Annotated in this window: 21 protein-coding genes and 2 tRNA genes; 16 read left to right on the forward strand and 7 right to left on the reverse strand. The window is 70.9% G+C overall.

What is annotated here, in order from left to right; genetic code table 11:
* Positions 1-53: 53 nt before the first annotated feature.
* From LZ604_RS03900 to LZ604_RS03910, 3 genes are all read right to left on the reverse strand, one after another.
* Positions 54-593 (reverse strand): hypothetical protein, encoded by a 540-nt coding sequence (locus LZ604_RS03900; RefSeq protein ID WP_234512653.1) that lies wholly within the window; start codon positions 591-593, stop codon positions 54-56.
* Between the two features lie 288 nt (positions 594-881).
* On the reverse strand, positions 882-1,271 hold the full coding sequence (locus LZ604_RS03905) for a hypothetical protein (protein ID WP_234512654.1): 390 nt from the start codon (positions 1,269-1,271) through the stop codon (positions 882-884).
* 85 nt (positions 1,272-1,356) lie between these two features.
* The gene (locus LZ604_RS03910; protein ID WP_234512655.1) at positions 1,357-4,701 is read right to left on the reverse strand and encodes an ALF repeat-containing protein; all 3,345 of its coding nucleotides are present in this window, start codon (positions 4,699-4,701) and stop codon (positions 1,357-1,359) included.
* Between the two features lie 526 nt (positions 4,702-5,227).
* On the opposite strand from LZ604_RS03910, the gene proB reads away from it, so the two are divergent.
* The 5 genes from proB (at position 5,228) to LZ604_RS03935 (ending at position 10,220) form a co-directional block, all read left to right on the forward strand.
* On the forward strand, positions 5,228-6,334 hold the full coding sequence (gene proB / locus LZ604_RS03915; protein ID WP_234512656.1) for a glutamate 5-kinase: 1,107 nt from the start codon (positions 5,228-5,230) through the stop codon (positions 6,332-6,334).
* Positions 6,335-6,465: 131 nt separating this feature from the next.
* On the forward strand, positions 6,466-6,951 hold the full coding sequence (locus tag LZ604_RS03920) for a DUF8830 family protein (RefSeq protein WP_234512657.1): 486 nt from the start codon (positions 6,466-6,468) through the stop codon (positions 6,949-6,951).
* 60 nt (positions 6,952-7,011) lie between these two features.
* Complete coding sequence (locus LZ604_RS03925; RefSeq protein WP_234512659.1) at positions 7,012-8,298, forward strand: glutamate-5-semialdehyde dehydrogenase; 1,287 nt, start codon at positions 7,012-7,014, stop codon at positions 8,296-8,298.
* 120 nt (positions 8,299-8,418) lie between these two features.
* A complete protein-coding gene (locus LZ604_RS03930; protein WP_443732471.1) occupies positions 8,419-9,030 on the forward strand; it encodes an SCO2584 family spore wall biosynthesis protein in 612 nt (203 codons plus the stop codon).
* A 122-nt stretch (positions 9,031-9,152) separates the two neighbouring features.
* Positions 9,153-10,220, forward strand: a complete 1,068-nt coding sequence (locus LZ604_RS03935; protein ID WP_234512661.1) for an SCO2583 family membrane protein — start codon at positions 9,153-9,155, stop codon at positions 10,218-10,220.
* Between the two features lie 5 nt (positions 10,221-10,225).
* Here LZ604_RS03935 and LZ604_RS03940 read toward each other — a convergent pair whose 3' ends face one another.
* Positions 10,226-11,413 (reverse strand): M48 family metallopeptidase, encoded by a 1,188-nt coding sequence (locus tag LZ604_RS03940; RefSeq protein ID WP_234512662.1) that lies wholly within the window; start codon positions 11,411-11,413, stop codon positions 10,226-10,228.
* 110 nt (positions 11,414-11,523) lie between these two features.
* On the opposite strand from LZ604_RS03940, the gene LZ604_RS03945 reads away from it, so the two are divergent.
* The 7 genes from LZ604_RS03945 (at position 11,524) to LZ604_RS03975 (ending at position 15,959) form a co-directional block, all read left to right on the forward strand.
* The gene (locus LZ604_RS03945) at positions 11,524-11,676 is read left to right on the forward strand and encodes a hypothetical protein (RefSeq protein WP_234512663.1); all 153 of its coding nucleotides are present in this window, start codon (positions 11,524-11,526) and stop codon (positions 11,674-11,676) included.
* A gap of 178 nt (positions 11,677-11,854) precedes the next feature.
* Entirely contained in the window at positions 11,855-12,010 is a 156-nt protein-coding gene (locus LZ604_RS03950) for a hypothetical protein (protein WP_234512664.1), read from the forward strand.
* Positions 12,011-12,092: 82 nt separating this feature from the next.
* On the forward strand, positions 12,093-12,755 hold the full coding sequence (gene nadD, locus LZ604_RS03955) for a nicotinate-nucleotide adenylyltransferase (protein ID WP_234512665.1): 663 nt from the start codon (positions 12,093-12,095) through the stop codon (positions 12,753-12,755).
* A 16-nt stretch (positions 12,756-12,771) separates the two neighbouring features.
* Positions 12,772-14,547, forward strand: a complete 1,776-nt coding sequence (locus LZ604_RS03960) for an LCP family protein (protein WP_234512666.1) — start codon at positions 12,772-12,774, stop codon at positions 14,545-14,547.
* A 108-nt stretch (positions 14,548-14,655) separates the two neighbouring features.
* Positions 14,656-15,102 carry a ribosome silencing factor gene (gene rsfS / locus LZ604_RS03965; protein ID WP_234512667.1) on the forward strand — a complete coding sequence of 149 codons (447 nt, stop codon included), beginning with the start codon at positions 14,656-14,658 and terminating at the stop codon, positions 15,100-15,102.
* Positions 15,099-15,767, forward strand: coding sequence for a histidine phosphatase family protein (locus LZ604_RS03970; RefSeq protein WP_234512668.1), 669 nt, complete (start codon positions 15,099-15,101; stop codon positions 15,765-15,767). The genes rsfS and LZ604_RS03970 overlap by 4 nt, the downstream gene beginning before the upstream one ends.
* A gap of 119 nt (positions 15,768-15,886) precedes the next feature.
* Positions 15,887-15,959 (forward strand) — tRNA-Ala (locus LZ604_RS03975).
* 181 nt (positions 15,960-16,140) lie between these two features.
* Here LZ604_RS03975 and LZ604_RS03980 read toward each other — a convergent pair.
* Positions 16,141-16,461: a hypothetical protein gene (locus LZ604_RS03980; RefSeq protein WP_234512670.1), complete on the reverse strand. Its 321-nt coding sequence runs from the start codon at positions 16,459-16,461 to the stop codon at positions 16,141-16,143.
* Positions 16,462-16,667: 206 nt separating this feature from the next.
* Between LZ604_RS03980 and LZ604_RS03985 the strand changes: the two genes are divergently transcribed.
* The 3 genes from LZ604_RS03985 to LZ604_RS03995 all read left to right on the forward strand — a co-directional run bounded on the left by LZ604_RS03985 (position 16,668) and on the right by LZ604_RS03995 (position 17,312).
* Entirely contained in the window at positions 16,668-16,841 is a 174-nt protein-coding gene (locus tag LZ604_RS03985; RefSeq protein ID WP_234512671.1) for a hypothetical protein, read from the forward strand.
* A 3-nt stretch (positions 16,842-16,844) separates the two neighbouring features.
* Positions 16,845-17,078: a hypothetical protein gene (locus tag LZ604_RS03990; RefSeq protein ID WP_016643127.1), complete on the forward strand. Its 234-nt coding sequence runs from the start codon at positions 16,845-16,847 to the stop codon at positions 17,076-17,078.
* Between the two features lie 161 nt (positions 17,079-17,239).
* A tRNA-Ala gene (locus tag LZ604_RS03995) sits at positions 17,240-17,312 on the forward strand.
* 165 nt (positions 17,313-17,477) lie between these two features.
* Here LZ604_RS03995 and LZ604_RS04000 read toward each other — a convergent pair.
* Complete coding sequence (locus LZ604_RS04000) at positions 17,478-19,094, reverse strand: NADH-quinone oxidoreductase subunit NuoF family protein (RefSeq protein WP_234512672.1); 1,617 nt, start codon at positions 19,092-19,094, stop codon at positions 17,478-17,480.
* Entirely contained in the window at positions 19,091-20,398 is a 1,308-nt protein-coding gene (locus LZ604_RS04005; RefSeq protein WP_234512673.1) for a cytochrome b/b6 domain-containing protein, read from the reverse strand. The genes LZ604_RS04000 and LZ604_RS04005 overlap by 4 nt, the downstream gene beginning before the upstream one ends.
* A 494-nt stretch (positions 20,399-20,892) precedes the next feature.
* Here LZ604_RS04005 and leuS point away from each other — a divergent pair, with 494 nt between their 5' ends.
* Positions 20,893-23,775, forward strand: coding sequence for a leucine--tRNA ligase (gene leuS / locus LZ604_RS04010; RefSeq protein ID WP_234512674.1), 2,883 nt, complete (start codon positions 20,893-20,895; stop codon positions 23,773-23,775).
* Positions 23,776-23,845: the final 70 nt, after the last annotated feature.

Genomic DNA, 23,845 nt, shown 5'->3' on the forward strand with positions numbered 1-23,845 from the left:
GGTCTCGGGGACCGGGAGGGCGGATCGGCTGGCGAACGGAGCCGCGGCGGGCGCTACTTGGAGGTCCTGATCTCCACGAGCATGTGCTCTCGGCCCTGCGGGTCCGCGCTCTCGCCGACCGCGGTCCAGGTGTTCTTCGCGACGTCGAAGCTCTTCTCCTCCGTGCCGACGGTCATGTCGACCTGGGCCGCGTAGTCGTTGCCCCGGACGGCGTAGACGGAGGGGATCTCCAGGGTCAGCCAGCCGGCGTTGCCGGTGACCTGGAAGCAGACCTTGTCCTTGCTCCGCGCCCAGACCTCGAGGAAGCCGGTGCCGCTGGCGCAGTCGGCGAGCGTGATGTGACCGTCGCCGCGCTTGAGGACGATGTTCCTCTCGGCGAGGATCTTGTCGGCCTGCGGGTAGCCGAAGTTCTCGACGGCGTAGCCGGGGGCCTCGCCGGCGGCGGGCGCGACCGTTTCGGAGGCGGTGCCCTGGCCGGCGGACGCTCCTCCGCCGAGCAGCGTGACCCAGGTCAGGGCGCCCGCGGCCGCCAGGGCGGCGGTGCCTATGAGTCTCCTGCGCAATGGCTTTGCCGTGGTGGCACGTGCCTTCATCGCAATCCTTACTTCTCGCCTCCGGAAAACGAGCGCGAGCATGTTTCAGACATGGAAGTGAAGGCAACCGGAATCGGCATTCGTTCCCCCAAATCCCCGCCATGGAATGCTGACGGTCGGTCCGGATTCCGTTGATCGAACGCGCCAATAAAACCTTATGCGAAGAGTGTCTGTCCACTTCGTAAAGTGGTTAAATGGGGCGCAAAACCGCCGTCTTGGTATGAGATTGATCACGCCTGTTTCGGGTTGCGTCGTACGTCGTAAATGATTGGGCAAAAAACTGGGGGTTCAGCTCGAGAGAATGAAGCCAAGGAGCTCCATGACGATCACCGAGATCAAAAGGGGCGCCCGGTATCGGGCCGGGTACTCGATGTTCTCCGGCTTCAGTCCGCGACGCCGGTCCTCCGCGTACTGGCGCAGCAGCTTCCTGGACGGGAAGAAGCCGATGGCGAGCCCGAGCCAGCTGAAGGAGTAGAGAATCAGCATCTGCGAGGTGGTCCAGTGCTGATACTGGCGGGCGCCCACGGCGATCATGCCGAGGCAGCATCCCACCGAAATGGCCAGGTAAAGCGCCAGTGCCTTGGGCCTTCTGAACACCCACTGCACACCGAGGCCGAGGACCACGGTTGCGAGGGCCGCCAGAAGCAACAACCAGTGCAGAGGAAGCCGGGCGAGCATGGCGGGTTCCTTTCCGCGGTGAAGAAGGGCCGACGGCGTCGGAGCCGCCGGCCCAATTACTGCACGATGCCGGCTTGCGTGCCCGTCAGAAAAGGCTCAGAAGTCCGGTGACCGGCGAGACGAGGTCGTGTCCGAACTGCGTCACCTTCGTGGCCACCTTGCCCGCGCCGAGAGCACCGATCCACTTCGACTGGCCGAAGGTGATCAGGCCCAGGGCGGCGCTCGCCGCGGACTGCTTGAACTCGGAGCTCGTGAATCCGTAGCCGATGCCGGTGAACAGGGCACTGAGCCCGCCGAGTGCGACCGAAGCCTCCCCGAAGGCGCCCGCCGCGGGTTCGAGCACCGGGAAGGCGAGGCCGGCCAGGCCGAGACCGGCGGCGATGAAGCCGGTGCCGATGCTCAGATCGTTCGTGGCGTTCGCCAGCCAGCGGGCGTCCTTCTTCCACCAGGGAAGACCGCCCTTGACGGAGTCGTTGTCGGCGGTGTCGGCCGGGTCCTTCCCGCTCGCCTTGGCCTGCCGCGCCTCCTCGGCCGCCTTGCGGGCCTTCTCCGCGAGCTCGGCCTTTCGCTTGGCAGCGACGATCCTGTTCGCCTCGCTTGCCGCGGCCGCCGCGGTCTGCGCGTCCTGCTTCGCCTGGATGGCGGAAGCCCGGGCGGCGTTGGCGGAGGCCTGGGCGGCGTTGGCGGAGGCCCTGGCATTCTGGGCGGCGTCCACGGCACGGTTGGCGGAGTAGTTCGCCGAGCGCGCGGCCGTGCGTGCCTTGGCGGCAGCCTGCTTGGCCTGGTCGGCCGAGGCCTGCGCGCTCTGCGCCGACCTGTCGGCGGCGTCCGCGTTCGCGTTCGCCTGCTTGGCGCAGTCCTCGGCCTTCTTCTGCGACTGCGTGGCCTTGTCCGCCCAGTCCGACGCCTCCTTGGCCGCGTTGCGGGCCTTGGCCGCGGCCTCCTGGGCGCGGTTCGCGTTCTCCGCCGCCTTGTTCGCGACCTTCGAGGCGGCGGCGATGGCGCCCTGGACGGCCGCGATGTGGGCGGCGGAGTCGTAGTCGAGCTGCGCGGTCTTGTACTGCACCGAGGCGATGAAGTTGCGGCGCATCCACGCCGGGCCCTCCATCGCGACCTGGGCGTGGGCCTTGGTGTACGGGCCCCCCTTGTCGATGAGGGCGGCGGTGGCGACCGCGTCGTCGTCCCGCATCGCCGCCTCGTACCCGGCGCTGAGGAACTGGTGCAGGGCTTCGGGGGTGCCGGCGTCGAGTGCGTCGTTCGCAGCCTTCTTCACCGTGCTGCCGGGAGTGCCTGCCAGGACGCGGGAGATCATGACCCGGTTGTCCGCGGCCGCGGCCGCTATGACGCCAGAGCCGAGGAAGGCCGTGCCGGCGTCCGGGTCGTCGTCCTCCAGTGCCCTGGCCGCCGCGTCGGCCACGTCGGGGGAGGAGACCTGGGCGATGTAGAGGGACGTCTCCAGGTCGTCCTGCCGCTGTGCGAGCCGGCGGTCGGTGTCGATCCAGCGGTGGACGTCGGCGTCGACCCCGGACAGGGCGAACCGTGCGGCCTCCCGCGACCAGGTCCCGGTGGCGTTCATCACGGCGATGGCCGCCCTGCGCCCGAGCGTGGCGGACAGGCCCAGGTCGCCGCCCCGAAGTGCCGTCTCGGCCTTCGTGATGAGGTCCACGGTGGCCTGCGCGGCCCGCGCGGCCTGCGTCCGCTTCTCGGCGTACTGCGCCCGCTCCCCGTCCTCGATCTGCGCGAGCAGGCGGGCCTCCTCCAGCGCCTGCTTCGTGTCCTGGTCGAGGCGCTGCCACTCGGCGTCCCGCGCCTGCTGCTCCACCGTGACCGCCTTGTCCACGGCGTCGATGGCGGTGTTGGCGGCCTTGGTGGCCTCGTTGGCGAAGGCGGTCGACTTGTTGGCGTAGTCGACCGCCTTGCCCGCGTACTTGACGGCCCACTCGGCGGCGTCCGCGGACTTGTCCGCGTGGTCGGCGGCGCTGTTCGCGGCGTCGCGTGCGGCGGCGGCCGCCGCCGACGCGGTGTTGGCCAGAGCCTGGGCGGTGCCGGCGGCGTTGGTGGCGATCTGGGCGTTGGCGCCGGCGATCTGCGCCTGCCGCTTGGCCTCCGCGGCCTCCGCCTCGGACGCCCCCGCGGCGGCAGCCGCCGTGGCGGAGGCGGACGCGGCCGCTGCCGCGTTGCGGGCCGCGGACGCGGCGGAGGCGCTGGCCGCCTTGGACTGGTCGGTGGAGACCTTGGCGGCGTCGGCGGCCTTCGCGGCACTGCGGGCCTTGGCAGCGGCGTTGCGCGCGGCCACGGCGGCGTTCTTGGCGGCGGCCGTCTTGGTGGCGTCCTTGGACGCGGCGATGGCGGCGTTGTACGCCTGGGCGGCGGCGCTGCCGGCGGTGGCGGCCGCCTGGCTCGCCGCCGTGGCGGCGTAGGCGGCACGGCGCGAGGCGTCGACGGCGGCGCGGGAAGCGCGGATGGCGACCCGGGCCGAGTCCGCCGCGCCCTGAGCGGCCTGCGCCGCCTTGCGGGCCGCCCGGCCCGACTTGATCACGTCCTGCTGAGCCGCCTGGGCCTCGGCGGCGGCCTGCTCGGCGGCCTCCTTGGCCTTCCCCGCGGCCTCCGTGGCGCGAGCGGCGGCCTCCTGGGCCTCCTTCGTCTTCGCGTCGGCCTTCCTGCCCTCGCGCTCGACGACCGCGACGAGTTCGTCGATGGTCGCGGACTCCTGGTCACGGGCGCGGGCGATGTGCTGGCCGGTCTCGAGGAACCACTCGACGTCCTCGGCGCTGCCGGACAGCGCCCGGGTGGCGTACTTCTGCACCTCCGGGCCCGCGTTGACGGTGAGCTTGGTGGCCTCGAAGCGCATGTCCTCCTGGCGCGCCGTGTACTGGCCGTCGAGGAGGTACTGCTCCAGGGCTTCCCGGGTGCCCGTGCTCAGCGCCGTGTTGCCGTCCCGGTTCACGGCCTTGCCGCCCGTGGCCATCACCGTGGTGGCGGCGACGCGCAGGTCCTCCAGGATCGCGCTGTGGAAGCCCCCGTCGAGGAAGGCGATGATGTCGGCGTCGCCGCCGCCCAGGGCCGCGGCGGCCTCCCGCCGGACACCCGTACCGCCTCCCGCCAGGGAGGTGACGATGGCGACGCGGTTGTCCTCTGCCGTGGCCTTGGGAAGGTCCACCGTCAGGAAGGTCCGGATGTCGGTGTCGGAGCCGCTGAGCGCCGCTTCCGCGGCGGCGCGGACGGCGGGGCCGCCCAGCAGCCAGGCCTGGACGGCCTTCGCCCGGTCGGTGTCGGGCAGGTTGAGCGGGTCGCCCTCGTCACCGTCGGACGCAGGGGTGTCGGCCCAGGCCGCCACGGGGTTGAGGACGAGGCTCGAGGCCGCGGCGACGGCAGTGGTGGCCGCGAGGGCGCCGAGCACACGCCGCCGGCTCCAGTAGGTGGTGTCCAAAGTGGTCCTTCGATTGGGTGCCCGACGGCTGCGCGCATGTGCGACGGCAAGCCGCCAGGCAGACTCGTGGTCCGCCGTGCACATGTCCCTTTGGGGATGCGGCAGTTCGGCCCGTGCCAGGGACACGACAAACGCACAGAGATGTTACGCAAGTGAAGAGATTGTTGACCACTCGTTTGGTTCTGGTGGACGAATGAGAAAGAACACGTCTGCTGCTGCCATGATTTGACTGATTGTCACCTGTTTATCGAGTGGCGTGGAACGTGAACACGGGGTAAGCGGCGACGGGTTCGCCGACGCCGCCCCCGCCGGGCGGAGGGCCGGGGGAGTACGGGCCGCCTCGCCCGCCGGCGCCCGGAACCCGATCGCGGTCCGATCGCCGAGGGCCGCTTGGCCTGCATCCCTCGGCGATCCCGTCCTCCTGCCGGACCGATGCGCGCCGCCGGTCCCTCTTCGCGTAGATTTCGAGGGGCAGGTGAACCGATCCGAGGGGACGGCAGGCAAGGTGGCAGGGGCAAGGCAGGCCGTGAGCGAGGCCCACAGGATCGTCGTCAAGGTGGGTTCGTCCTCGCTGACCACGGCCGCGGGCGGGCTCGACGCCGACCGCGTCGACGCCCTCGTCGACGTCCTCGCCAAACACCGCAGCGGGGGAGAGAAGGAGATCGTCCTCGTCTCCTCCGGCGCCATCGCCGCCGGTCTGGCCCCCCTCGGTCTGCGCCGCCGCCCCCGGGACCTGGCCCGGCAGCAGGCCGCCGCCAGCGTTGGCCAGGGCCTGCTGGTGGCCCGCTACACGGCGTCCTGCGCCCGCCACGGCATCCGCGTCGGCCAGGTGCTGCTCACCTCCGACGACACCAGCCGCCGCGTCCACCACCGCAATGCCTCCCGCACCCTCGACAAGCTCCTCGCGATGGGTGCGCTGCCGGTCGTCAACGAGAACGACACGGTCGCCACGGACGAGATCCGCTTCGGCGACAACGACCGGCTCGCCGCGCTGGTCGCCCACCTCGTCCGTGCCGACCTGCTGGTCCTGCTCTCGGACGTGGACGGCGTCTACGACGGGGACCCGAGCAAGCCCGGCACCTCTCGCATAGCGGAGGTGCGAGGGCCGCAGGACCTCGCGCACGTGGAGATCGGCAGCGCCGGCAAGGCGGGCGTCGGCACCGGCGGCATGGTCACCAAGGTCGAGGCGGCCCGGATCGCGGCGGCGGCCGGCATCCCCGTGGTGCTCACCTCCGCCGTGCACGCCGCCGACGCCCTCGCGGGCCGTGACACCGGCACGTACTTCCACCCCACCGGCAGGCGCTCCGCCGACCGGCTGCTGTGGCTCCAGCACGCCTCCACCCCGCAGGGCGCGCTCACGCTCGACGACGGTGCCGTCCGCGCGGTCGTCGAACGCCGCAAGTCGCTGCTGCCCGCCGGCATCGCGGCGGTCGAGGGCGAGTTCTCCGCCGGCGACCCCGTGGAACTGCGCGACGGCCAGGGCCGGGCGGTCGCTCGCGGGCTCGTGAACTTCGACGCCAAGGAGCTCCCCCGGCTGCTCGGCCGCTCGACCAGGGAACTGGCGCGCGAACTGGGCCCCGCCTACGAACGCGAGGTCGTCCACCGGGACGACCTGGTCGTCCTGCACCCGTAACGGCCCGAAAGGGCCGCCTCGCGGGCCCGTCCGGTGGGGGACGTTCCGTAAAACCGCCCCGCGGACCCCTGCGGCCTGCTCAACTTTGTCTCGGGCACCCATACCGCACGAGCACCGCAAAGGAGGCCGCCGTGAGACGAGTGCGCCCTGGGGCCGCGACGCCCCGCGGCCGTGGCACCTCCGGCACCGCTCGCGGCGGCACCCCCCGTGCGGTGGGCGAGGAGCGCGGACTGACCAGTGTCGCGGCCGGTGACGCCTACGCCGGGCCCGGCGACGTCCCCCGCCTGTGGCACGTCACGCTCAGCGTCTCCGGCGACGAGGCACCGCTGACGGAGGTGCGGCGCGCCCTCGAACAACTCGCCCACGACCATCCCTTCCTGCTGACCAGCCGCTACGCAGGCGACCACGCGGAGATCCGCTACTGGGAGGAGGCCCGCGACCTGCACGACGCCGCCGCGGTCGCGCTGCGTCTGTGGGGCGAGCACCGCCGGACCGCGGGACTCCCGCCCTGGGAGATCGTCGGCCTGGAGGTCATCGACCGCGACACCTATCACCAGCGGGTCGCCGAGGGGAGCGGGCCGCCGCGGGCGACACCTGTCGGAGTTCACCCGTTTTGAACCGTCTCGGGGTGTGGGACGTACCTCGGCCCCCCGAGCCCGGCGCACTACCCTTCCTCCATGACCACGCTCTCGCCGTACGACTCCATGTCCCCGGTCGCCCAGGCCGCCTACCGCGCGCAGGCCGCCGCCGCCGACCTCGCGCCGCTGCCCCGGGCCGAGAAGGACGACGCGCTGCTCGCCATCGCGGACGCGCTGGAGGTCCGCACGAGCGAGATCGTCGAGGCCAACGCCAGGGACATCGCCAAGGCCCGCGAGGCCGGCACCAGCGAGGCGATCATCGACCGGCTCACCCTCACGCCCGAGCGGATCCGCGCCATCGCCTCCGACGTACGGGACGTCGCCGCCCTGCCCGACCCGGTCGGCGAGGTCGTCCGCGGCTCCACCCTCCCCAACGGCATCGATCTGCGCCAGGTCAGGGTCCCGCTCGGCGTCGTCGGCATCATCTACGAGGCGCGGCCGAACGTGACGGTCGACGCCGCCGCCCTGTGTCTGAAGTCCGGAAACGCGGTACTGCTGCGCGGCTCGTCCTCCGCGTACGAGTCGAACACCGCCCTCGTACGGGTGCTGCGCGACGCGGTGGGCGGCGCCGGGCTGCCGGCCGACGCCGTCCAGCTGGTGCCCGGTGAGAGCCGTGAGTCGGTGCGCGAGCTGATGCGGGCCCGGGGGCTGGTCGACGTGCTCATCCCGCGCGGCGGCGCCTCCCTGATCCGCACGGTGGTGGAGGAGTCCACGGTCCCGGTGATCGAGACCGGCACCGGCAACTGCCACGTCTACGTCGACGCCCAGGCCGACATCGACATGGCGATCGACATCCTCATCAACTCCAAGGCCCAGCGCGTGAGTGTCTGCAACGCCGCCGAGACGCTCCTCGTCCACCAGGACATCGCCCCCGACTTCCTGCCGCGCGCCCTGGACGCGCTCGCGGAGGCCGGGGTCACGGTCCACGCCGACGAGCGGGTGATGGCCTACGCCAAGGACTCCCGTGCGACGGTGGTGGAGGCCACGCCGGAGGACTGGGACACCGAGTACCTCTCGTACGACATCGCGGCGGCGGTCGTGGACTCCCTGGACAAGGCCGTGCAGCACATCCGGCTGTGGAGCTCCGGTCACACCGAGGCGATCGTCACCACCTCGCAGCAGGCCGCCCGCCGATTCACCCGACTGGTCGACTCGACCACGGTCGCCGTGAACGCCTCGACGCGGTTCACCGACGGCGGGCAGTTCGGCTTCGGCGCGGAGATCGGGATCTCCACGCAGAAGCTGCACGCCAGGGGTCCCATGGGCCTGCCGGAGCTGACCAGCACCAAGTACATCGTCACCGGCGACGGGCACGTACGGCGCTGAGCGAGCGCTCAGGGGGGTCCGTCGGTCGCCCCTGGCAACCATCTGTGAAACCCGTCTCGCCAGGCGGATGAATTTCCTTACCGTCTGCCCAAATTGACCCCCCAGGTCTACTCTGGAGCCGTGCCGGAGGACGTGGGGGGCACGCCGTTCGCTGACGGCCGGGAGCCCGACGACGACCGCGACCGCGGAGGCAGGGACGAAGAGTTCGCCTCCGTGGTCTTCGACGAGGCCTTCGTACGGGCGGCCGCCTTCCATGAACCGACGGCCGTGGAGAGACTCCTCGCCGCGGCGCAGGCCCGCGCGGAGGCCCAGGAGGCCGAGGCCCGCCGGGCACACCGCCGCCGCGCACACGGTGACGACGATCTCTACGAGGACGGCTTCGGCCTGGGCGAGGACGGCCCGTTCGGCCACCACCGGGATCTTGACGACCTGGACGACACGGACGTCCTGGAGGGTCACTACGGCACCTCGGGCGCCTGGGGCAGGCCCTACCGCAAGGGTGCCCGCTGGCACCGTCCGGTCGCCTGGATGCTCGCCCTCGTGATGGGCATAGGCATGGTCGCGCTGGCCTTCGCCGCGGTCTACCGGGGCGGATCCCCGGGCCGCCAGGAAATCCCGCCACCCGCCACCACGGGGCTGGAGCAGGGCCAGGAGGCCGGCGTCGGCACGGCCCCCTCGGTCTCGGCGGACTCCTCCCCTCCGGTGTTCTCGGCCGTACCGCGGACCCGCTGAGCCCCTGCCGGCGAGCGGGCCCGGGCCCTCTCGGAATCCGTTCGCATACTTGGTGAGAACCTGTCAGAAGTTGTCGTGTACCAGGGCGTTTACCGGGGCTCCGGGAGACCTACTCTGAAGGTATGGGCGGGCCTGGAGACCCACCTGAGGGGACGCCCGAGGGTGCTCCCGGCGGTGGCGAGGACGAGTACCGATCCGTCGTGTTCGACGAGTCGTTCGTCCGGGCTGCCCGCCTCCAGGAGTACTCCGCACAGGAGCGGATGGCCGACCACGCCCCGGCCGTACGCCGCCGTCCGGCCCTGCACCGCGGACCGTCCCGGCAGGCGCTGATCCTGGTCCTGCTGATAGCGCTCGCCTTCGGCACCGCCGTCTACATGGGTGTGCGCCACCCCTACCCGACCCCCAAGGCCCGGCTCGCCGAGCCGGTGCACATGACGGTGATACCGCTCGCCCCCCGGTCCGCCGTGCCCGGCTCCACGGACCCCGAGGCCCTGTACGCGCACAGCCCCGCCGCGCAGTTCCGCATCGGTGCCCTCGGCTTCACCCTTCCCGCCACCCGGCGCACCACCCACTTCTCCGAGAGCCAGGTCGTCGCCGCCGTCACCATCGCGAAGGACTATCTCGTCGCCTCCACGCTCGACCAGGGCGTCCTCACCGGCGGCGGCGTGCGGGCGGTACGCCTTCTGGTCGCCCCGCAGCAGCTCGATCAGTTCGACCAGAGCTTCTACCACCCGGCCGCGGACGGGCGGCACTCGCCCACCGGCTGGCTGATCCGGTTCGACCCGTCACAGGTGCAGCTGGCCGACCGGCAGATCCGCGTCGAGGGCACCCTTCAGGCCGTGGAGTCCACCTCCGGCGCGCTGGAGGTCACCGCCGACCACACCCTGGTCTACGCGCTGAAACCGGCCGGTGCCGACGCGAGGGCGAAGGCCTCGCTGTTCACCGTGCGGCGCGAGCTGACCTTCCGCTTCGACCGTGACGACCTGCGGATGCACCAGGCCGAGCTGGTCGCCTCCTATGTCCAGGCGGGCCCGCTGTCCTGCCCGGACGACACCGCGGACCACCTCCGTCCGCTGCTCGCGGGGCAGACCGCCAAGGCGGGCGGACCGGCCGGTACGGATCCGTACGCGACGGACAACGCCACGGCCCTGTGCGGCACCCTGTCGTCGAGCGCGGAACCGGGGGTCTGACCGTCTCAGCCGTCGCTCTCCGGGGCTTCGCCGTCGGGGCGGCCGTCGTCCGGACGGGTGTCGCCGGGGCGGCCGTCGTCCGGACGGTGACCTCCGGGGCGGCCGTCGCCGTGGTCGTTCGGCGTGTCCTTGGGGGCACCGCCCGTGAAGCCCGCGAAGCCGCGCCGCATCCGGTCCCCGAGGTCGCCCGCACCGCCCGCTATGTCGCTGACCAGCTTCATCAGCGGGTCCTTGGACTGCTTCACATCGTTCGCGTAGTGGGCCGCCGACTGCCGGAACGAGTCCGACACCGAGGTGTCCTTGTCCTCGGTGCGCCGCGAGTAGTGACCGTCCATGATCCGCTGGTGGTCACGGGAGCCGGCCCACTTCCTCAGCTCGGCCGCACGGACCGCGGCGAAGGGATGCGTACGCGGCAGTACGTTCAGGATCTTCAGCACGGAGTCCCGCAGATCGCCCCCGGCCTCGTACTCCTCGGCCTGCTCCAGGAACGCGTCCACGTTCATCTCGTGCAGATGGTTGCCGCCGGCGATCTTCATCAACCCGCGCATCGAGGCCTGGAGGTCCTGCCCGACCAGAAGCCCGGCCCGGTCGGCCGACAGCTCCGACTTGCGGAACCACTCCCGCAGCGCGGTCACGATCGCCATGATCGCGAGGTTGCCCAGCGGGATCCACGCGACCCGCACCGCGAGGTTGGTCAGGAACAGCAGGATGGTCCGGTAGACGGCGTGGCCGGACAGCGCGTGCCCGACCTCATGGCCGACGACCGCCCGCATCTCCTCCTCGTCGAGGAGTTCCACGAGCCCGGTGGTCACGACGACGATCGGCTCGTCCAGCCCGATGCACATCGCGTTCGGCTGCGGGTCCTGCGTCACGTACATCGGCGGGACCTTCTCCACGTCCAGGATGTAACAGGCGTCCCGAAGCATGTCGTTGAGGTGGGTGAACTGCGCGTCCGAGACCCGGACCGAGTCGGAGAGGAACAGCAGCCGCAGACTCCGCTCGGGCAGCAGACCGCTGAGCGCCTTGAAGACCGTGTCGAAGCCGCTGAGCTTGCGCAGGGCCACCAGGGCCGAACGGTCCGCCGGGTGTTCGTACGCCCGCGAGGAGATCCCCGGAAAGCGCCTGCGCCGCCTGCTCGGCACGGTGCCGTGCCCGTGGTCGGACACGTTCTGCTCAAGACCGTCGTCGGACATGTGTTCCCCCATGTGTCTGTCGGCTCGCCGCGTGATGGAGTGCCCCCGAAGCGGGGTCCAGCCTAGGCGGAGATACCGTGGCAGGGCAGCACACCGTAAGGAGCGATCCCATGGAGCACATTCCCGCCACATGGCTCACGGAGGCCGCGCTGGCCGCCGGCCGGCAGGGCCCGGGCAACCTCCTCCGCGTCGTGCTGGTCGTCATGGTCGTCGGCTGTGCCCTGGCCGCCTGGCTCCTGCTGCGCGGCTACAAGCGCAAGTGACGGGCGGGGGGACGGACGGCTCCCGGAGCGGGGGGACGGACGGCTCCCGGCCTGCCAGGCCCCTCCCCGGCTGCGGGGACGGCCCGAAACGGCGGAGTCGGCGTGATCGGCGCCACCGCACCCGCATACGATGAGCCCACGTCTTTATCCCGCCCACACCGGATAGGTTCTGCCGAAGATGAGCTTGCACAGCACCGCTGCCCAGTTGGCCACGCTCGCCGAGGGCGAGACCGAGCGCCACGCGAGCATCAGCCCCTTCATGACGGGCGGCGGCGCCCTCGTCATCCTCCTGCTGCTGCTGTGGATCACCACCCGCTTCAACCGCGACCGCTGAGTCCGGCACCGGGCCCGGTCCCGGCCGCCCGCGAGGGGCTGTCGGCCGGTGTCCCTCGACCGGGCCGGTAGGGTCTGCACGCATGGGAGAGCAGCACATGCCCACCGGTCCGGCGCAGGACACGCGAACCGGCCCCGGGAACGGGCCGTCGAACCCCGGCAAACGCCGCCTCGGCGTGATGGGCGGGACATTCGACCCGATCCACCACGGGCACCTCGTCGCGGCCAGTGAGGTCGCCGCGCAGTTCCACCTCGACGAGGTGGTTTTCGTGCCCACCGGCCAGCCGTGGCAGAAGACGAACCGCAAGGTCTCCGCGGCCGAGGACCGCTACCTGATGACGGTCATCGCGACCGCCGAGAACCCCCAGTTCTCGGTCAGCCGCATCGACATCGACCGCGGCGGCCCCACCTACACCACGGACACCCTGCGGGACCTCAAGGCGCTGAACCCGGACACCGACCTCTTCTTCATCACCGGCGCCGACGCCCTGAGCCAGATCCTCACCTGGCGCTACACGGACGAGCTGTTCTCCCTCGCGCACTTCATCGGCGTCACCCGTCCCGGCCACACCCTGACCGACCCCGGCCTCCCCGAGGGCGGCGTCTCGCTGGTCGAGGTTCCCGCGCTGGCCATCTCGTCCACAGACTGCCGTGCGAGAGTCGCCAAGGGCGAACCCGTCTGGTACCTGGTGCCGGACGGTGTGGTGCGGTACATCGACAAGCGGCAGCTGTACCGCGGCGAATGAGCCGAGAGGGGCACCGGTGAACGACCGATACGACGGGTACGCGGGCGGCAACGGCGACTCGTACGAACTCGTCGGCTACGACGAGTTCGGGCAGCCTGTGTACCGGCAGGTGCCGGTGCAGCGCACCCCGCAGGGCTACGACCCCTACGGCACGCAACAGCATCAGCAGCCCCAGGGCTACGGCTACGACCCCTACGGGAGCGGCCGGCAGCAGCCCGTGCCGCCGTATCACACCGGTCAGCAGCAACCCGTGTCCTCCCAGGACACGGGCCCCCGGCCCCCCGCCGCTCCTTACGATCCCTACGCTCCGTACGGCACCACGACGACGGGCGGCTACGACCCGTACGGCCAGACCTCAACCTCCGGTCAGCAGCCGCGTGTTGCCGAACAGACCGCCTACATCCCCCAGCAGGCGGGGCCGGCCGACGGCGGTCCCGGGCACGCAGACGGCCCGGCCGGTGCCGTCGACGCCGACCAGGCGGGACGGACCGGAAACGCCCCGCGGGGGCCGCACGGCGACCGCGACCACCGCACCGAGCAGTTCGCGTTCGTCGAGGAGCCCGACGGCGACTCCGAAGACGTCATCGACTGGCTGAAGTTCACCGAGAACCGCACCGAGCGCCGGGAGGAGGCCAAGCGCCGCGCCCGCAGCCGGATCGTCACCCTCGTCGTCGTCCTCGCCCTGGTGGCCGTCGGCGGTGTCGGCTACCTCTGGTACGCGGGCAAGCTGCCCGGCACCTCCTCCGGCGGCAAGTCCGCCACGGTCCCGGCCACGGCCGCCCAGAACCGTGACGTGCTCGTCGTCCACCTGCACAACACCAAGGGCGGCGGCACCTCCACCGCCCTGCTCGTCGACAACACCACCCTCAAGCAGGGCGCCACCGTCCTGCTGCCCAACTCCCTCGCGCTCACCTCCGACGACGGCACCACGACCACCCTCGCCAAGTCGGTCGCAGACGACGGCTCCTCCGGTACCAGCGACGCCATCGACTCCGTCCTGGGCACCAGGGTCGAGGGCTCCTGGCGCCTCGACACCCCCTACCTCAACAACCTCGTCGAACTCGTCGGCAACATCGAGGTCACCACCGACACCGACGTCCCCGACCCCGCCGCCAAGAAGAAGGGCGGCTCCCTCCTCGTGCACAAGGGGCAGGACCAGACCCTCAGCGGCAAGATGGCCGTCGCCTACGCCACCTACCGCGCCCCCGGCGAGTCCCAGGACGCCCAGCTGGAGCGGTTCGGCCAGGTGATGCAGGGCGTGCTGCGCAAGATGTCCTCGGACCCGCAGGCCGCGACGACCACCGTGCAGACGCTCGCCCAGATCCTCGACCCGCCCCTGAACGACAAGGACCTCGGCAGCTTCCTCGCCAAACTCGCCGACCGCGCCAAGGAGGGCGCCTACAAGACCGCGCTGCTGCCGGTCCGGTCCGACGGCACCGTCGGCGACAAGGCCACCGACACCGTGGTCAAGACCCTGCTCGGCGGCACCGTGAAGAGCCCGCAGGCAGGCGACGCCGTGCGGGTCGGCATCCAGAACGCCACCGGCTCGAAGACCGCCGCGGAACAGGCCCGCGTGGTTCTGGTCAACGGCGGCTACACCTTCATCGACGCCGGCACCGGAGCAGCCCAGGCGCTGTCCCGGATCACCTACGCCGACGACGGCGACAAGGAGAACGCGACCGAGGTCGCCAAGACCCTGGGCCTGCCCACCAGCGCCGTGCACAAGGGCAAGGTCACCTCGAACGCCAACGTCTCCGTGGTCCTCGGCCAGAACTACAGGACGAGCTCGTGACGTGGGCCACACATCGCGCGCGGGGAGTGCCCCGTTAATCACATGGGGTGCCGTCGGCGGTCCGTGAGACCCTTGAGGTATCACTGTCCGCCGACCGAAAGCCTTGTAGTGACCGCCACGGACCGTTCTCTCGAGCTCATCAACACCGCCGCCCAGGCGGCCGCCGACAAGCTCGCGCACGACATCATCGCCTACGACGTCAGCGACGTGCTGTCGATCACGGACGCCTTCCTGCTGGCCTCCGCACCCAACGACCGCCAGGTCAAGTCGATCGTCGACGAGATCGAGGAGCGGCTGCTCAAGGAACTCGGCGTCAAGCCGGTGCGCCGCGAGGGCGACCGTGAGGCCCGCTGGGTCCTGCTGGACTACGTCGACATCGTCGTGCACGTCCAGCACAGCGAGGAGCGCGTCTTCTACGCTCTGGAGCGGCTGTGGAAGGACTGCCCCGAGCTGGAGCTGCCCGCCGACGCCAAGGCCACCCGCGGCAAGGCGGAGGAGCACGCCCGGCTCCAGGCCGCCGGGGAGGCCGCCGAGCTGGGCGGGGAGCTGCGGTGACCGCCCCGGGGGCCGAGGTGGGGAGAAAGGGCCGGGGCCGCCGCCTCATCCTGTGGCGCCACGGCCAGACGTCGTGGAACGTGGAGCGCCGCTTCCAGGGCTCCACGGACGTCGAGCTGACCGAGACCGGCGTGGGCCAGGCCCGTCGTTCCGCCCGTCTGCTCGCCTCCCTGAAGCCCGACGCCATCGTCGCCTCCGACCTCAGGCGAGCCGCCGGCACGGCCGCCGAGCTGGCCGCGCTCACCGGGCTGGAGGTCACCCTCGACGAGGGCCTGCGGGAGACGTACGCGGGCGTCTGGCAGGGGCTCACCCACGAGGAGATCATGGCCCGGTACGGACAGGAGTACGCCGCCTGGAAGCGCGGCGAGCCCGTCCGCCGCGGCGGCGGCGAACTGGAGACCGAGGTCGCCGACCGTGCCGCCCCCGTGGTGCTGCGGCATGCCGAGAAGCTCCCCGAGGACGGCACCCTCGTGGTGGTCAGCCACGGGGGCACGATCCGTACCACCATCGGCCGGCTGCTCGGCCTGGAGGCCCGTCACTGGGAGAGCCTCGGCGGCCTCTCCAACTGCTGCTGGTCGGTCCTCGGCGAAGGCCAGCGCGGCTGGCGCCTTCTGGAGCACAACGCGGGCACCCTGCCGGAGCCGGTCCTCGGCGACGACGACTGACACCTCCTCACGAGGTGCCGGACCCGGATTTCACTTTCTGGCAGGTCGCAGGCTAAAGTTCTTCTTGTTCGCCCCGCCGAGCGGGGCGAAACACCATGCGGCTCGGCCGCGTGGCGCAAGGGGCTATAGCTCAGTTGGTAGAGCGCCTGCATGGCATGCAGGAGGTCAGGAGTTCAATTCTCCTTAGCTCCACGGGTCGACACTCTCGGGTGTCACCGATCGACACGGAAGATCCCGTCCCTCGAGGGGCGGGATTTTTTCATGGCGGAGTGCCTTGCCGCCGTGGGCAGTTGACGTCAGCCGACTGCCCACGGCGTCCGCCCGGGTCTCCAAGCGCTCCGCCTCGGTGGCAAGGGCCTCTCTTGGTGCCCACTCAGACCGGCTCGTTCTGCCCACTGACCGTGGTGATGTCGGCGGCGGTGGTGGCGGGCTCTCGGCTGTCTCGCCGGCGGCGTCGGCGTCTCACCAGGGCGAGTGCGCAGGCGGCCAGGGCAATGACCGCGGCGGCTGCGGCGTAGAGGAGTGCGTGAGATCCGGGCGTCTCTCGGGCGAGCGTCACGGTTGCCGTGCCCGTCCGTACCACGGGCCCGCTGTGCAGCGTCAGCGTGGCTTTCCAGGGACCGCCGGGCAGGTGTGGATCAAGGGCGACGATGACGGTGCCCGTTCCGTGCGGGGCGAGGGTTCTGCGGCACACTGTTCTCCGACCCGCTTGAGTCACTTGGGCCCCCACGGCGTATACCTCTTCGGACGCGCTCCCCCTGTGCATGTGCGCGCTGGCCTCGAGGGCCATGCCGGGGGCCCGTGTCCGGACTGGTACGAAGGCGTCGCTGACCGTATTGGCCCGGCCGTGGCAGAATCAAACGGCCGGAAGGGGGCGCGGCCCGACGGGAGGGAGTAGCGATGCCTGGGAGCATCCGCGGGGAGGTCCACGGACTCCTCGCAGTTGCGGTGAGACGTCGGAATGCCACCCTCCTCGACTGCCCTTCCTGCGGATCGTCCCATGTCGCCCAGGTCCTCGGCGACAACGGCGGCATCTCCTACGTGTGCACGGCCTGCGGCCACAGCTGGAGCTGATCGATGGGTGCACACAGGCGGAAGTGCGACTGGTGCGGTAGCGGTACACCGATCGTCCGGGACATGGAACCGGTCAACCCGGACTACCAGTACTGGTGCGAGGAATGCGCACGGGCGCTGATCATAAAAGGCGACCCGATCGAGACCTACCGGGAGCTGGAGGGCGAGCCGATCTACGGCCGCCTCCTCGACGAGCACTGCACGCTCAAGCGCTTCTACTCGTTCGCCACGGCCTGACCCGGGGCCTCGGCACGAGCGCGCAGGTGGCCGCGGGGTGGCCGTCCGCGTGCCCGGCGGAAACGATTTGGTGTTCCACCCGGTGGACCGTGTAATGTTGGCGTCGCCGCCGGGGAAACCGGGCGACACGGTCGATATGCGGCTCCGCCGCGTGGCCGCAAGGGGCTATAGCTCAGTTGGTAGAGCGCCTGCATGGCATGCAGGAGGTCAGGAGTTCAATTCTCCTTAGCTCCACAGGACTTGAGGGCGGTCCATCCGATCGGATGGACCGCCCTCGTCGTATGCCTGCAAGGCCTATGGGGTCTGCAAGAAGTAGGGGCTCGCACAAACACCGACGGTGGGCCGCCCCGAGCAGGGCGGCCCGCCGTCGACGTCCCGGTCAGCGGCCGGGTCGGCGTCTCAGCGGCCGAGGGCCCGGCGCCCGCGGCCCTGCGACAGCACCGGGAGATTGCTGCGGGACGGCGCGGAGGACCCGTTGTCCTCCTCGATCCGCAGCGCCAGTGCCGGACAGCGGCGAACGGCCCGCAGAGCCTTCGCCTCCGCGTACAGCGGCACCGGCGCCTGCGCGACCGTCGGGAAGCCGTCGGCCCCCAGTTCGAAGACCTCCGGGAGGATGTCCGCGCACAGTCCGTGACCGCGGCACAGCGTCCAGTCGACGTAGATCTTCTGCCGGCTGGCGCCCGCCTCGGGCTCGGCCTGCCCGCCGCCCGGAATCCCCGTAGGAGCGCGGCCGCCCTCGAAGAGCGGCAGCACGCCCTCCACGGGCCTGCCGCAGCCGTTGCCGAGGACGTGCGCCGCCAGGTCGTCCGTGAAGGCCTTGATGGTCGATTCCAGGAACATCGCCGAGCCGTCCGGGTGGGAGCAGGCCCCACGTCTCTTCACGGCCTTGGCGACCTGCTTGAGGGCCTCCAGGGCGGCCGGACCGCCGCCGTTGAGGATGTCCTCCATACCGCGTGCCGCTGCGGGCAGCCCGAGGTAGCAGGGCCCGCACTGGCCCGCGCTCTCCTCGGCCAGCCACTTGGCCACCTGCAGGGACTCACCGAGCGGGCAGGTCTCCTGGCTGATGGGGAGGATCGCGCCGGCACCGAGGGAGCCGCCGACGGCGTCCAGGGAGTTGCGCGAGACGATCGCCTCGTTGACCGTCACCGCGTCGATCCACTTGCCGTGGTAGCCGCCGGTCAGCACGCCCTGCGGGACCGGCGGGGCGCCGGCCAGCTGGAGCACGTACCGCAGCGGCACGCCCGTCGGGACCTCGATCACCATGGGGCGGCTGACGGCGCCGGAGACGGTGAGCATGACGGTGCCGGGCTCGTCGTACAGCCCGGTGTTGCAGTAGCGCTCCGAACCGATGCGGGCGGCGATCGCGAGCTGGGCGAACGTCTCGGCGTTCGACAGCAGCGTGGGCGCGCCGCCCACGCCGCTCTGCGAGGCGCTGGTCTTGCGTCCGGGCGGGATGGCCGGCCCGCCGTCGATGGAACGGATCAGCGAGGCCGCGGCGCCGGTCACCATGCGCACCGGGTTGCGCTGCACCCGCGCGCGTATGGGCGCGCCACGCCGGTCGCTCAGGCCGCGCTCGGCCAGCGCCTGCTCCATCGAGCGCTCGGTGGAGGCCCGGGTCACGCCCACCACGAGCTGGCGTGCGCCGAGGGCCTCGGCGACCAGCAGGGCGCCGTCCAGGATGAGGTGCGGGGCACGGTTGATCAGCACCGTGTCCTTGCGGCAGGCCGGCTCGTCCTCGCTTCCGTTGACGACCACCACAGGCCGGATGCCACGGCGGATCGCCGACTCGGCGACCGACCGCAGCTTCTTGTGGAAGGGGAAGCCGGCGCCGCCGCGCCCCTTCAGGGAGATCTGCTCGGCCAGCTGTGCGAGCTGCTCGCCGCCCATCGGCTCGAGGGGGCCGTGCACCTTGAGGTGCATCGGCAGGTCGAGTCTCTCGACAAGGTCGAAGCCCGACGTGAGCTGCGGAAGTCCGACGACGCGGACCTCTGGGACGTCGGGCAGGGCCTCGTTCACTTAAAGCCTCCGGAAGGCGCGTTCCAGGGTTCGCCGGCCCCCGGCGTGTCGTAGGCGCCGGGAAGCGTTTCCGTCGCGGGACCGCTGTTGTACATGTTGTTCGAGTTGTACGTGCCGTAGGCGGCGTTCGTCTCACCTGTGTCGTACATGTCACTCGCGCCGTATGCGTTGTATCCCGAATTGCCGTAGGCCGGAACGGTGTAGCCGGTGTCCTGGAGCGGGTCGTACGCCGAGGGCGGCGCCTCGCCGACGGGCGGCGGCGAGGGGATCGGCCAGCTGCCGGAGGGGGCGCCGGCGCCGTCGACCCGGGGCATCGCCTCGGTGGCCTGCATGTCCATGGGCAGGTCCATGCGCCGGGTCGCGTCGGGTGTCATCGGGCCCTGCGCGCGCGGGGTGCCCGAGACGGCCCGGTAGGCGGCCGCGAAGCCGTTGCCCGGCTCCGGGGTCATGGTGCGGGCCGCAGGGGCCTCGTACAGGGGCGAGGAGGGCTGCGGGGGGATCAGCCCCGTGTCGGTGCCGCCGCGGCCCGCAGCGCGCGCTCCGAAGCCCGCGAGGGCGGCCGCGGCCTCCGCGTTGCGGGCGCGGCTGGCCTCCAGCTCGTCGCGCCCCGGCCGGTCGCCGGTCCCGATGACCGCGAAGATGCGGTCGGCCACCTTGCGCTTGAACGGGCGCGGGGCCGCGCGCAGTCCCAGCGCCGCCATGACCCCGAGCAGGCACAGCTCGTACGACACCATGAAGAACGGCTTCGCCGCGCGTCCCGCGAACAGGCCGTGGATCAGCGCCGCGCACCAGGACGGGTAGGCCAGCATGTGCATCGCCCGCCAGCGCGCGGCGACGGGTGCCGGGGAGGCGAAGTTGCTGCGCAGGGCGCCGGTGACGCCCACGAAGATCATGAGCAGTCCGGCCAGGGAGCCGAGGCCGATGAGTCCGCCCGAGCCGCTGACGCCCAGGCTGAAGGGGATCAGCGCGGCGATCAGCACGGTGTGCTCGAGTGCCAGCTTGACCGTGATGTGCACCAGGAGGAACGCGATCGAGGCCACCGCGGTCGTCCGGTGCACGGCCTGGGCGACGATCCGCTGGCGGATGTTCAGGAAGATCCGGTCCTGGGCGACCAGCCCCCAGATCACCGAGCAGCTGAGGGAGACGAGCGAGAGGACACCCGCTCCGAAGTTGAGGAAGTCCCGGACTGCGTTTCCGCCGGCGAGCACGATGACGGGTATGAGCAGCAGTACCACAGCCGACGCAACGCCGTAGGCCGAGCGGCCCGGCTTGGGGAGCGAGCTGTTACTACGTGGAGGGTTCATGGGGGCAACTCCGAACAGTTTCGGGAAGGCGGTCCCGCTGCCGCACTCTAAAGGGGCTCCAAACCGAGCGGTACGAGGTTTGAGTTATTGGGTTGTTATCTGAGGGCAACGGGGTGGTCGCGTTGTCCGATTAGCTGTTGTTACGCGAAGTAACATTTGAACCTTGTTCAGCTTTTCGGGACCTTCACAACCGACCGTCGGAGAGTGAGTACGGTTGTGCCCCTCGTTGGGTTCAGTCGCCTTCGCATCCGGGCGTGCCGCCTCGCCGCCCGGAGGTGCCGCCCGAAGTCCGTCGCGGCACGCTCGGACGCTGGGGTACCCTGACGCCATGCGTGCCGTACGCCTTCTGCTTAGCGGGCCGCGCTGATCAGTCCCGACCACCGGTGCACCGGACGGTCGGAATCGGCGCGGCGTCCCCTCCTGTGCGAGGGGATTTTTCGTTTCCTGGATGTCGCAGCCGCCGAGCAGAGACGATCGATGGAGCTTTGAGGATCATGAGCGAGACGAACCCCGCTGCCACCGCAGCCGCGTCGGCGGAGGCCGCGCCGCACCGCTACACGGCCGCCATGGCGGCCGAGATCGAGGCACGCTGGCAGGACGTCTGGGACGCAGAGGGCACCTATCAGGCGCCCAACCCCGAGGGTGACCTGGCCGGCGACCCCGAGCTGGTGGCGCGGCCCAAGAAGTACATCATGGACATGTTCCCGTACCCGTCCGGTGCGGGCCTGCACGTCGGCCACCCCCTGGGATACATCGCCACCGACGTCTTCGCCCGGTTCCAGCGCATGACCGGCCACAACGTCCTGCACACCCTGGGCTTCGACGCCTTCGGCCTGCCCGCCGAGCAGTACGCCGTGCAGACCGGCACGCACCCGCGCGTGTCCACCGAGGCCAACATCGAGAACATGAAGGCGCAGCTGCGTCGGCTGGGCCTGGGGCACGACAAGCGCCGGTCGTTCGCCACGATCGACCCGGACTACTACAAGTGGACCCAGTGGATCTTCCTGCAGATCTTCAACTCCTGGTACGACGAGGAGGCCCGCAAGGCCCGCCCGATCTCCGCGCTGATCGCCCAGTTCGAGTCGGGTGAGCGCGCGGTCCCGGGCACCACGCGGGCGTGGAACGAGCTGAGCGCCGCCGAGCGCGCCGACATCCTGAGCGAGTACCGGCTGGCCTACGCCTCCGAGTCACCCGTCAACTGGTGCCCCGGCCTGGGCACCGTCCTGGCGAACGAGGAGGTCACCGCCGACGGCCGTTCCGAGCGCGGGAACTTCCCCGTGTTCAAGGCCAAACTGCGCCAGTGGAACATGCGCATCACCGCCTACGCCGACCGGCTGCTGGAGGACCTGGACGGGCTGGACTGGCCCGAGGCCATCAAGCTGCAGCAGCGCAACTGGATCGGCCGCTCCGAGGGCGCCCGCGTCGACTTCCCGATCGACGGCGAAGCCGTCACGATCTTCACCACGCGCCAGGACACCCTGTTCGGCGCCACCTACATGGTGCTGGCGCCGGAGCACCCGCTGGTCGAGAAGTTCACCCCCGAGGCGTGGCCCGAGGGCACGCACGAGGTGTGGACCGGTGGCCACGGCACTCCCGCCGAGGCCGTCGCCGCCTACCGCGCCCAGGCCGCCTCGAAGTCCGACGTCGAGCGGCAGGCCGAGGCCAAGGACAAGACCGGCGTCTTCACGGGCGCGTACGCCACCAACCCGGTCAGCGGCGAGAAGGTCCCCGTCTTCATCGCCGACTATGTGCTGATGGGCTACGGCACCGGCGCGATCATGGCCGTCCCGGCGCACGACAGCCGCGACTTCGCCTTCGCGCGCGCATTCGAGCTGCCGATGCGCTGCGTCGTCGAACCCACCGACGGCCGCGGCACCGACCCCGCGACCTGGGACGACGCCTTCGTCGCATACGAGGCGAAGATCGTGAACTCCTCCGGTGAGAGCGTGTCGCTGGACGGCCTGAACGTCGTCGACGGCAAGGCGCGCATCACTGAGTGGCTGGAGCGCAAGGGCATCGGCCAGGGCACCGTCAACTTCCGCCTGCGCGACTGGCTGTTCAGCCGCCAGCGCTACTGGGGCGAGCCCTTCCCGATCGTCTACGACGAGGACGGCGTCGCCCACGCGCTGCCCGAGTCGATGCTGCCGCTGGAGCTGCCCGAGGTCGAGGACTACTCGCCGCGCACCTTCGACCCGGACGACGCGGACACCCAGCCCGAGACCCCGCTGTCGCGCAACGAGGAGTGGGTCAACGTCACCCTGGACCTGGGTGACGGGCCGAAGAAGTACCGCCGCGAGACCAACACCATGCCCAACTGGGCCGGTTCCTGCTGGTACGAGCTGCGCTACCTGGACCCGCACAACGGCGGGAAGCTGGTCGACCCGGAGACCGAGCGCTACTGGATGGGCCCGCGTGAGGGCATGCCGCACGGCGGCGTCGACCTGTACGTCGGCGGCGCCGAGCACGCCGTGCTGCACCTGCTGTACGCGCGCTTCTGGTCCAAGATCCTGTTCGACCTGGGCCACATCTCCTCGGCCGAGCCGTTCCACAAGCTGTTCAACCAGGGCATGATCCAGGCCTACGTCTACCGCGACAGCCGCGGTATCGCGGTGCCGGCCGCCGAGGTGGAGGAACGCGACGGGGCGTACTACTACCAGGGCGAGAAGGTCAGCCGTCTGCTGGGCAAGATGGGCAAGTCCCTGAAGAACGCCGTCACCCCGGACGAGATCTGCGCCGAGTACGGTGCCGACACGCTGCGTCTGTACGAGATGGCGATGGGCCCGCTGGACGTGTCACGGCCGTGGGACACACGCGCCGTGGTGGGCCAGTTCCGGCTGCTGCAGCGGCTGTGGCGCAACATCGTCGACGAGGCCACCGGCGAGGTCACCGTCGCCGACGCCGAGCCCGACGAGGACACCCTGCGTGCCCTGCACAAGGCGATCGACGGCGTGCGCCAGGACCTGGAGGCGCTGCGTTTCAACACGGCCATCGCCAAGATCACCGAGCTGAACAACCACCTGACGAAGGCCGGCGGCTCGGTGCCGCGCGCGGTCGCCGAGGCCCTGGTGCTGCTGGTCGCGCCGCTGGCCCCGCACATCGCCGAGGAGCTGTGGCGCAGGCTGGGTCACACCGACTCGGTCGTCCACCAGGACTTCCCGGTCGCCGACCCGGCGTACGTCGTGGACGAGACCGTGACCTGCGTGGTCCAGGTCAAGGGCAAGGTCAAGGCGCGCCTGGAGGTTTCCCCCTCGATCCTGGAGGAGGAGCTGGAGAAGGTGGCGCTGGCCGACGAGAAGGTGGTCGCCGCGCTGGGGGGTGCCGCGATCCGCAAGGTGATCGTGCGCGCGCCGAAGCTGGTGAACATCGTCACCGCGTAACGTCGGCCGGCCTCGCATCCCACGGCCTTTTCGGTGTCGGGGTAGTCCCCTACGGGCAGGTTCGGGGTTC

The sequence above is a fragment of the Streptomyces glomeratus genome, from assembly GCF_021462825.1.
Classification (GTDB): Bacteria; Actinomycetota; Actinomycetes; order Streptomycetales; family Streptomycetaceae; genus Streptomyces; species Streptomyces glomeratus.

What these genes read in the sequence shown, in the direction of transcription:
- LZ604_RS03900 (WP_234512653.1), bottom strand. Translation starts at nt 593, where the DNA reads ATGAAGGCACGTGCCACCACGGCAAAGCCATTGCGCAGGAGACTCATA.
- LZ604_RS03905 (WP_234512654.1), bottom strand. Translation starts at nt 1,271, where the DNA reads ATGCTCGCCCGGCTTCCTCTGCACTGGTTGTTGCTTCTGGCGGCCCTC.
- LZ604_RS03925 (WP_234512659.1), top strand. Translation starts at nt 7,012, where the DNA reads ATGACCACGCTCTCGCCGTACGACTCCATGTCCCCGGTCGCCCAGGCC.
- LZ604_RS03935 (WP_234512661.1), top strand. Translation starts at nt 9,153, where the DNA reads ATGGGCGGGCCTGGAGACCCACCTGAGGGGACGCCCGAGGGTGCTCCC.
- LZ604_RS03940 (WP_234512662.1), bottom strand. Translation starts at nt 11,413, where the DNA reads ATGTCCGACGACGGTCTTGAGCAGAACGTGTCCGACCACGGGCACGGC.
- LZ604_RS03945 (WP_234512663.1), top strand. Translation starts at nt 11,524, where the DNA reads ATGGAGCACATTCCCGCCACATGGCTCACGGAGGCCGCGCTGGCCGCC.
- LZ604_RS03950 (WP_234512664.1), top strand. Translation starts at nt 11,855, where the DNA reads ATGAGCTTGCACAGCACCGCTGCCCAGTTGGCCACGCTCGCCGAGGGC.
- nadD (WP_234512665.1), top strand. Translation starts at nt 12,093, where the DNA reads ATGGGAGAGCAGCACATGCCCACCGGTCCGGCGCAGGACACGCGAACC.
- LZ604_RS03985 (WP_234512671.1), top strand. Translation starts at nt 16,668, where the DNA reads ATGCCTGGGAGCATCCGCGGGGAGGTCCACGGACTCCTCGCAGTTGCG.
- LZ604_RS03990 (WP_016643127.1), top strand. Translation starts at nt 16,845, where the DNA reads ATGGGTGCACACAGGCGGAAGTGCGACTGGTGCGGTAGCGGTACACCG.
- LZ604_RS04005 (WP_234512673.1), bottom strand. Translation starts at nt 20,398, where the DNA reads ATGAACCCTCCACGTAGTAACAGCTCGCTCCCCAAGCCGGGCCGCTCG.
- leuS (WP_234512674.1), top strand. Translation starts at nt 20,893, where the DNA reads ATGAGCGAGACGAACCCCGCTGCCACCGCAGCCGCGTCGGCGGAGGCC.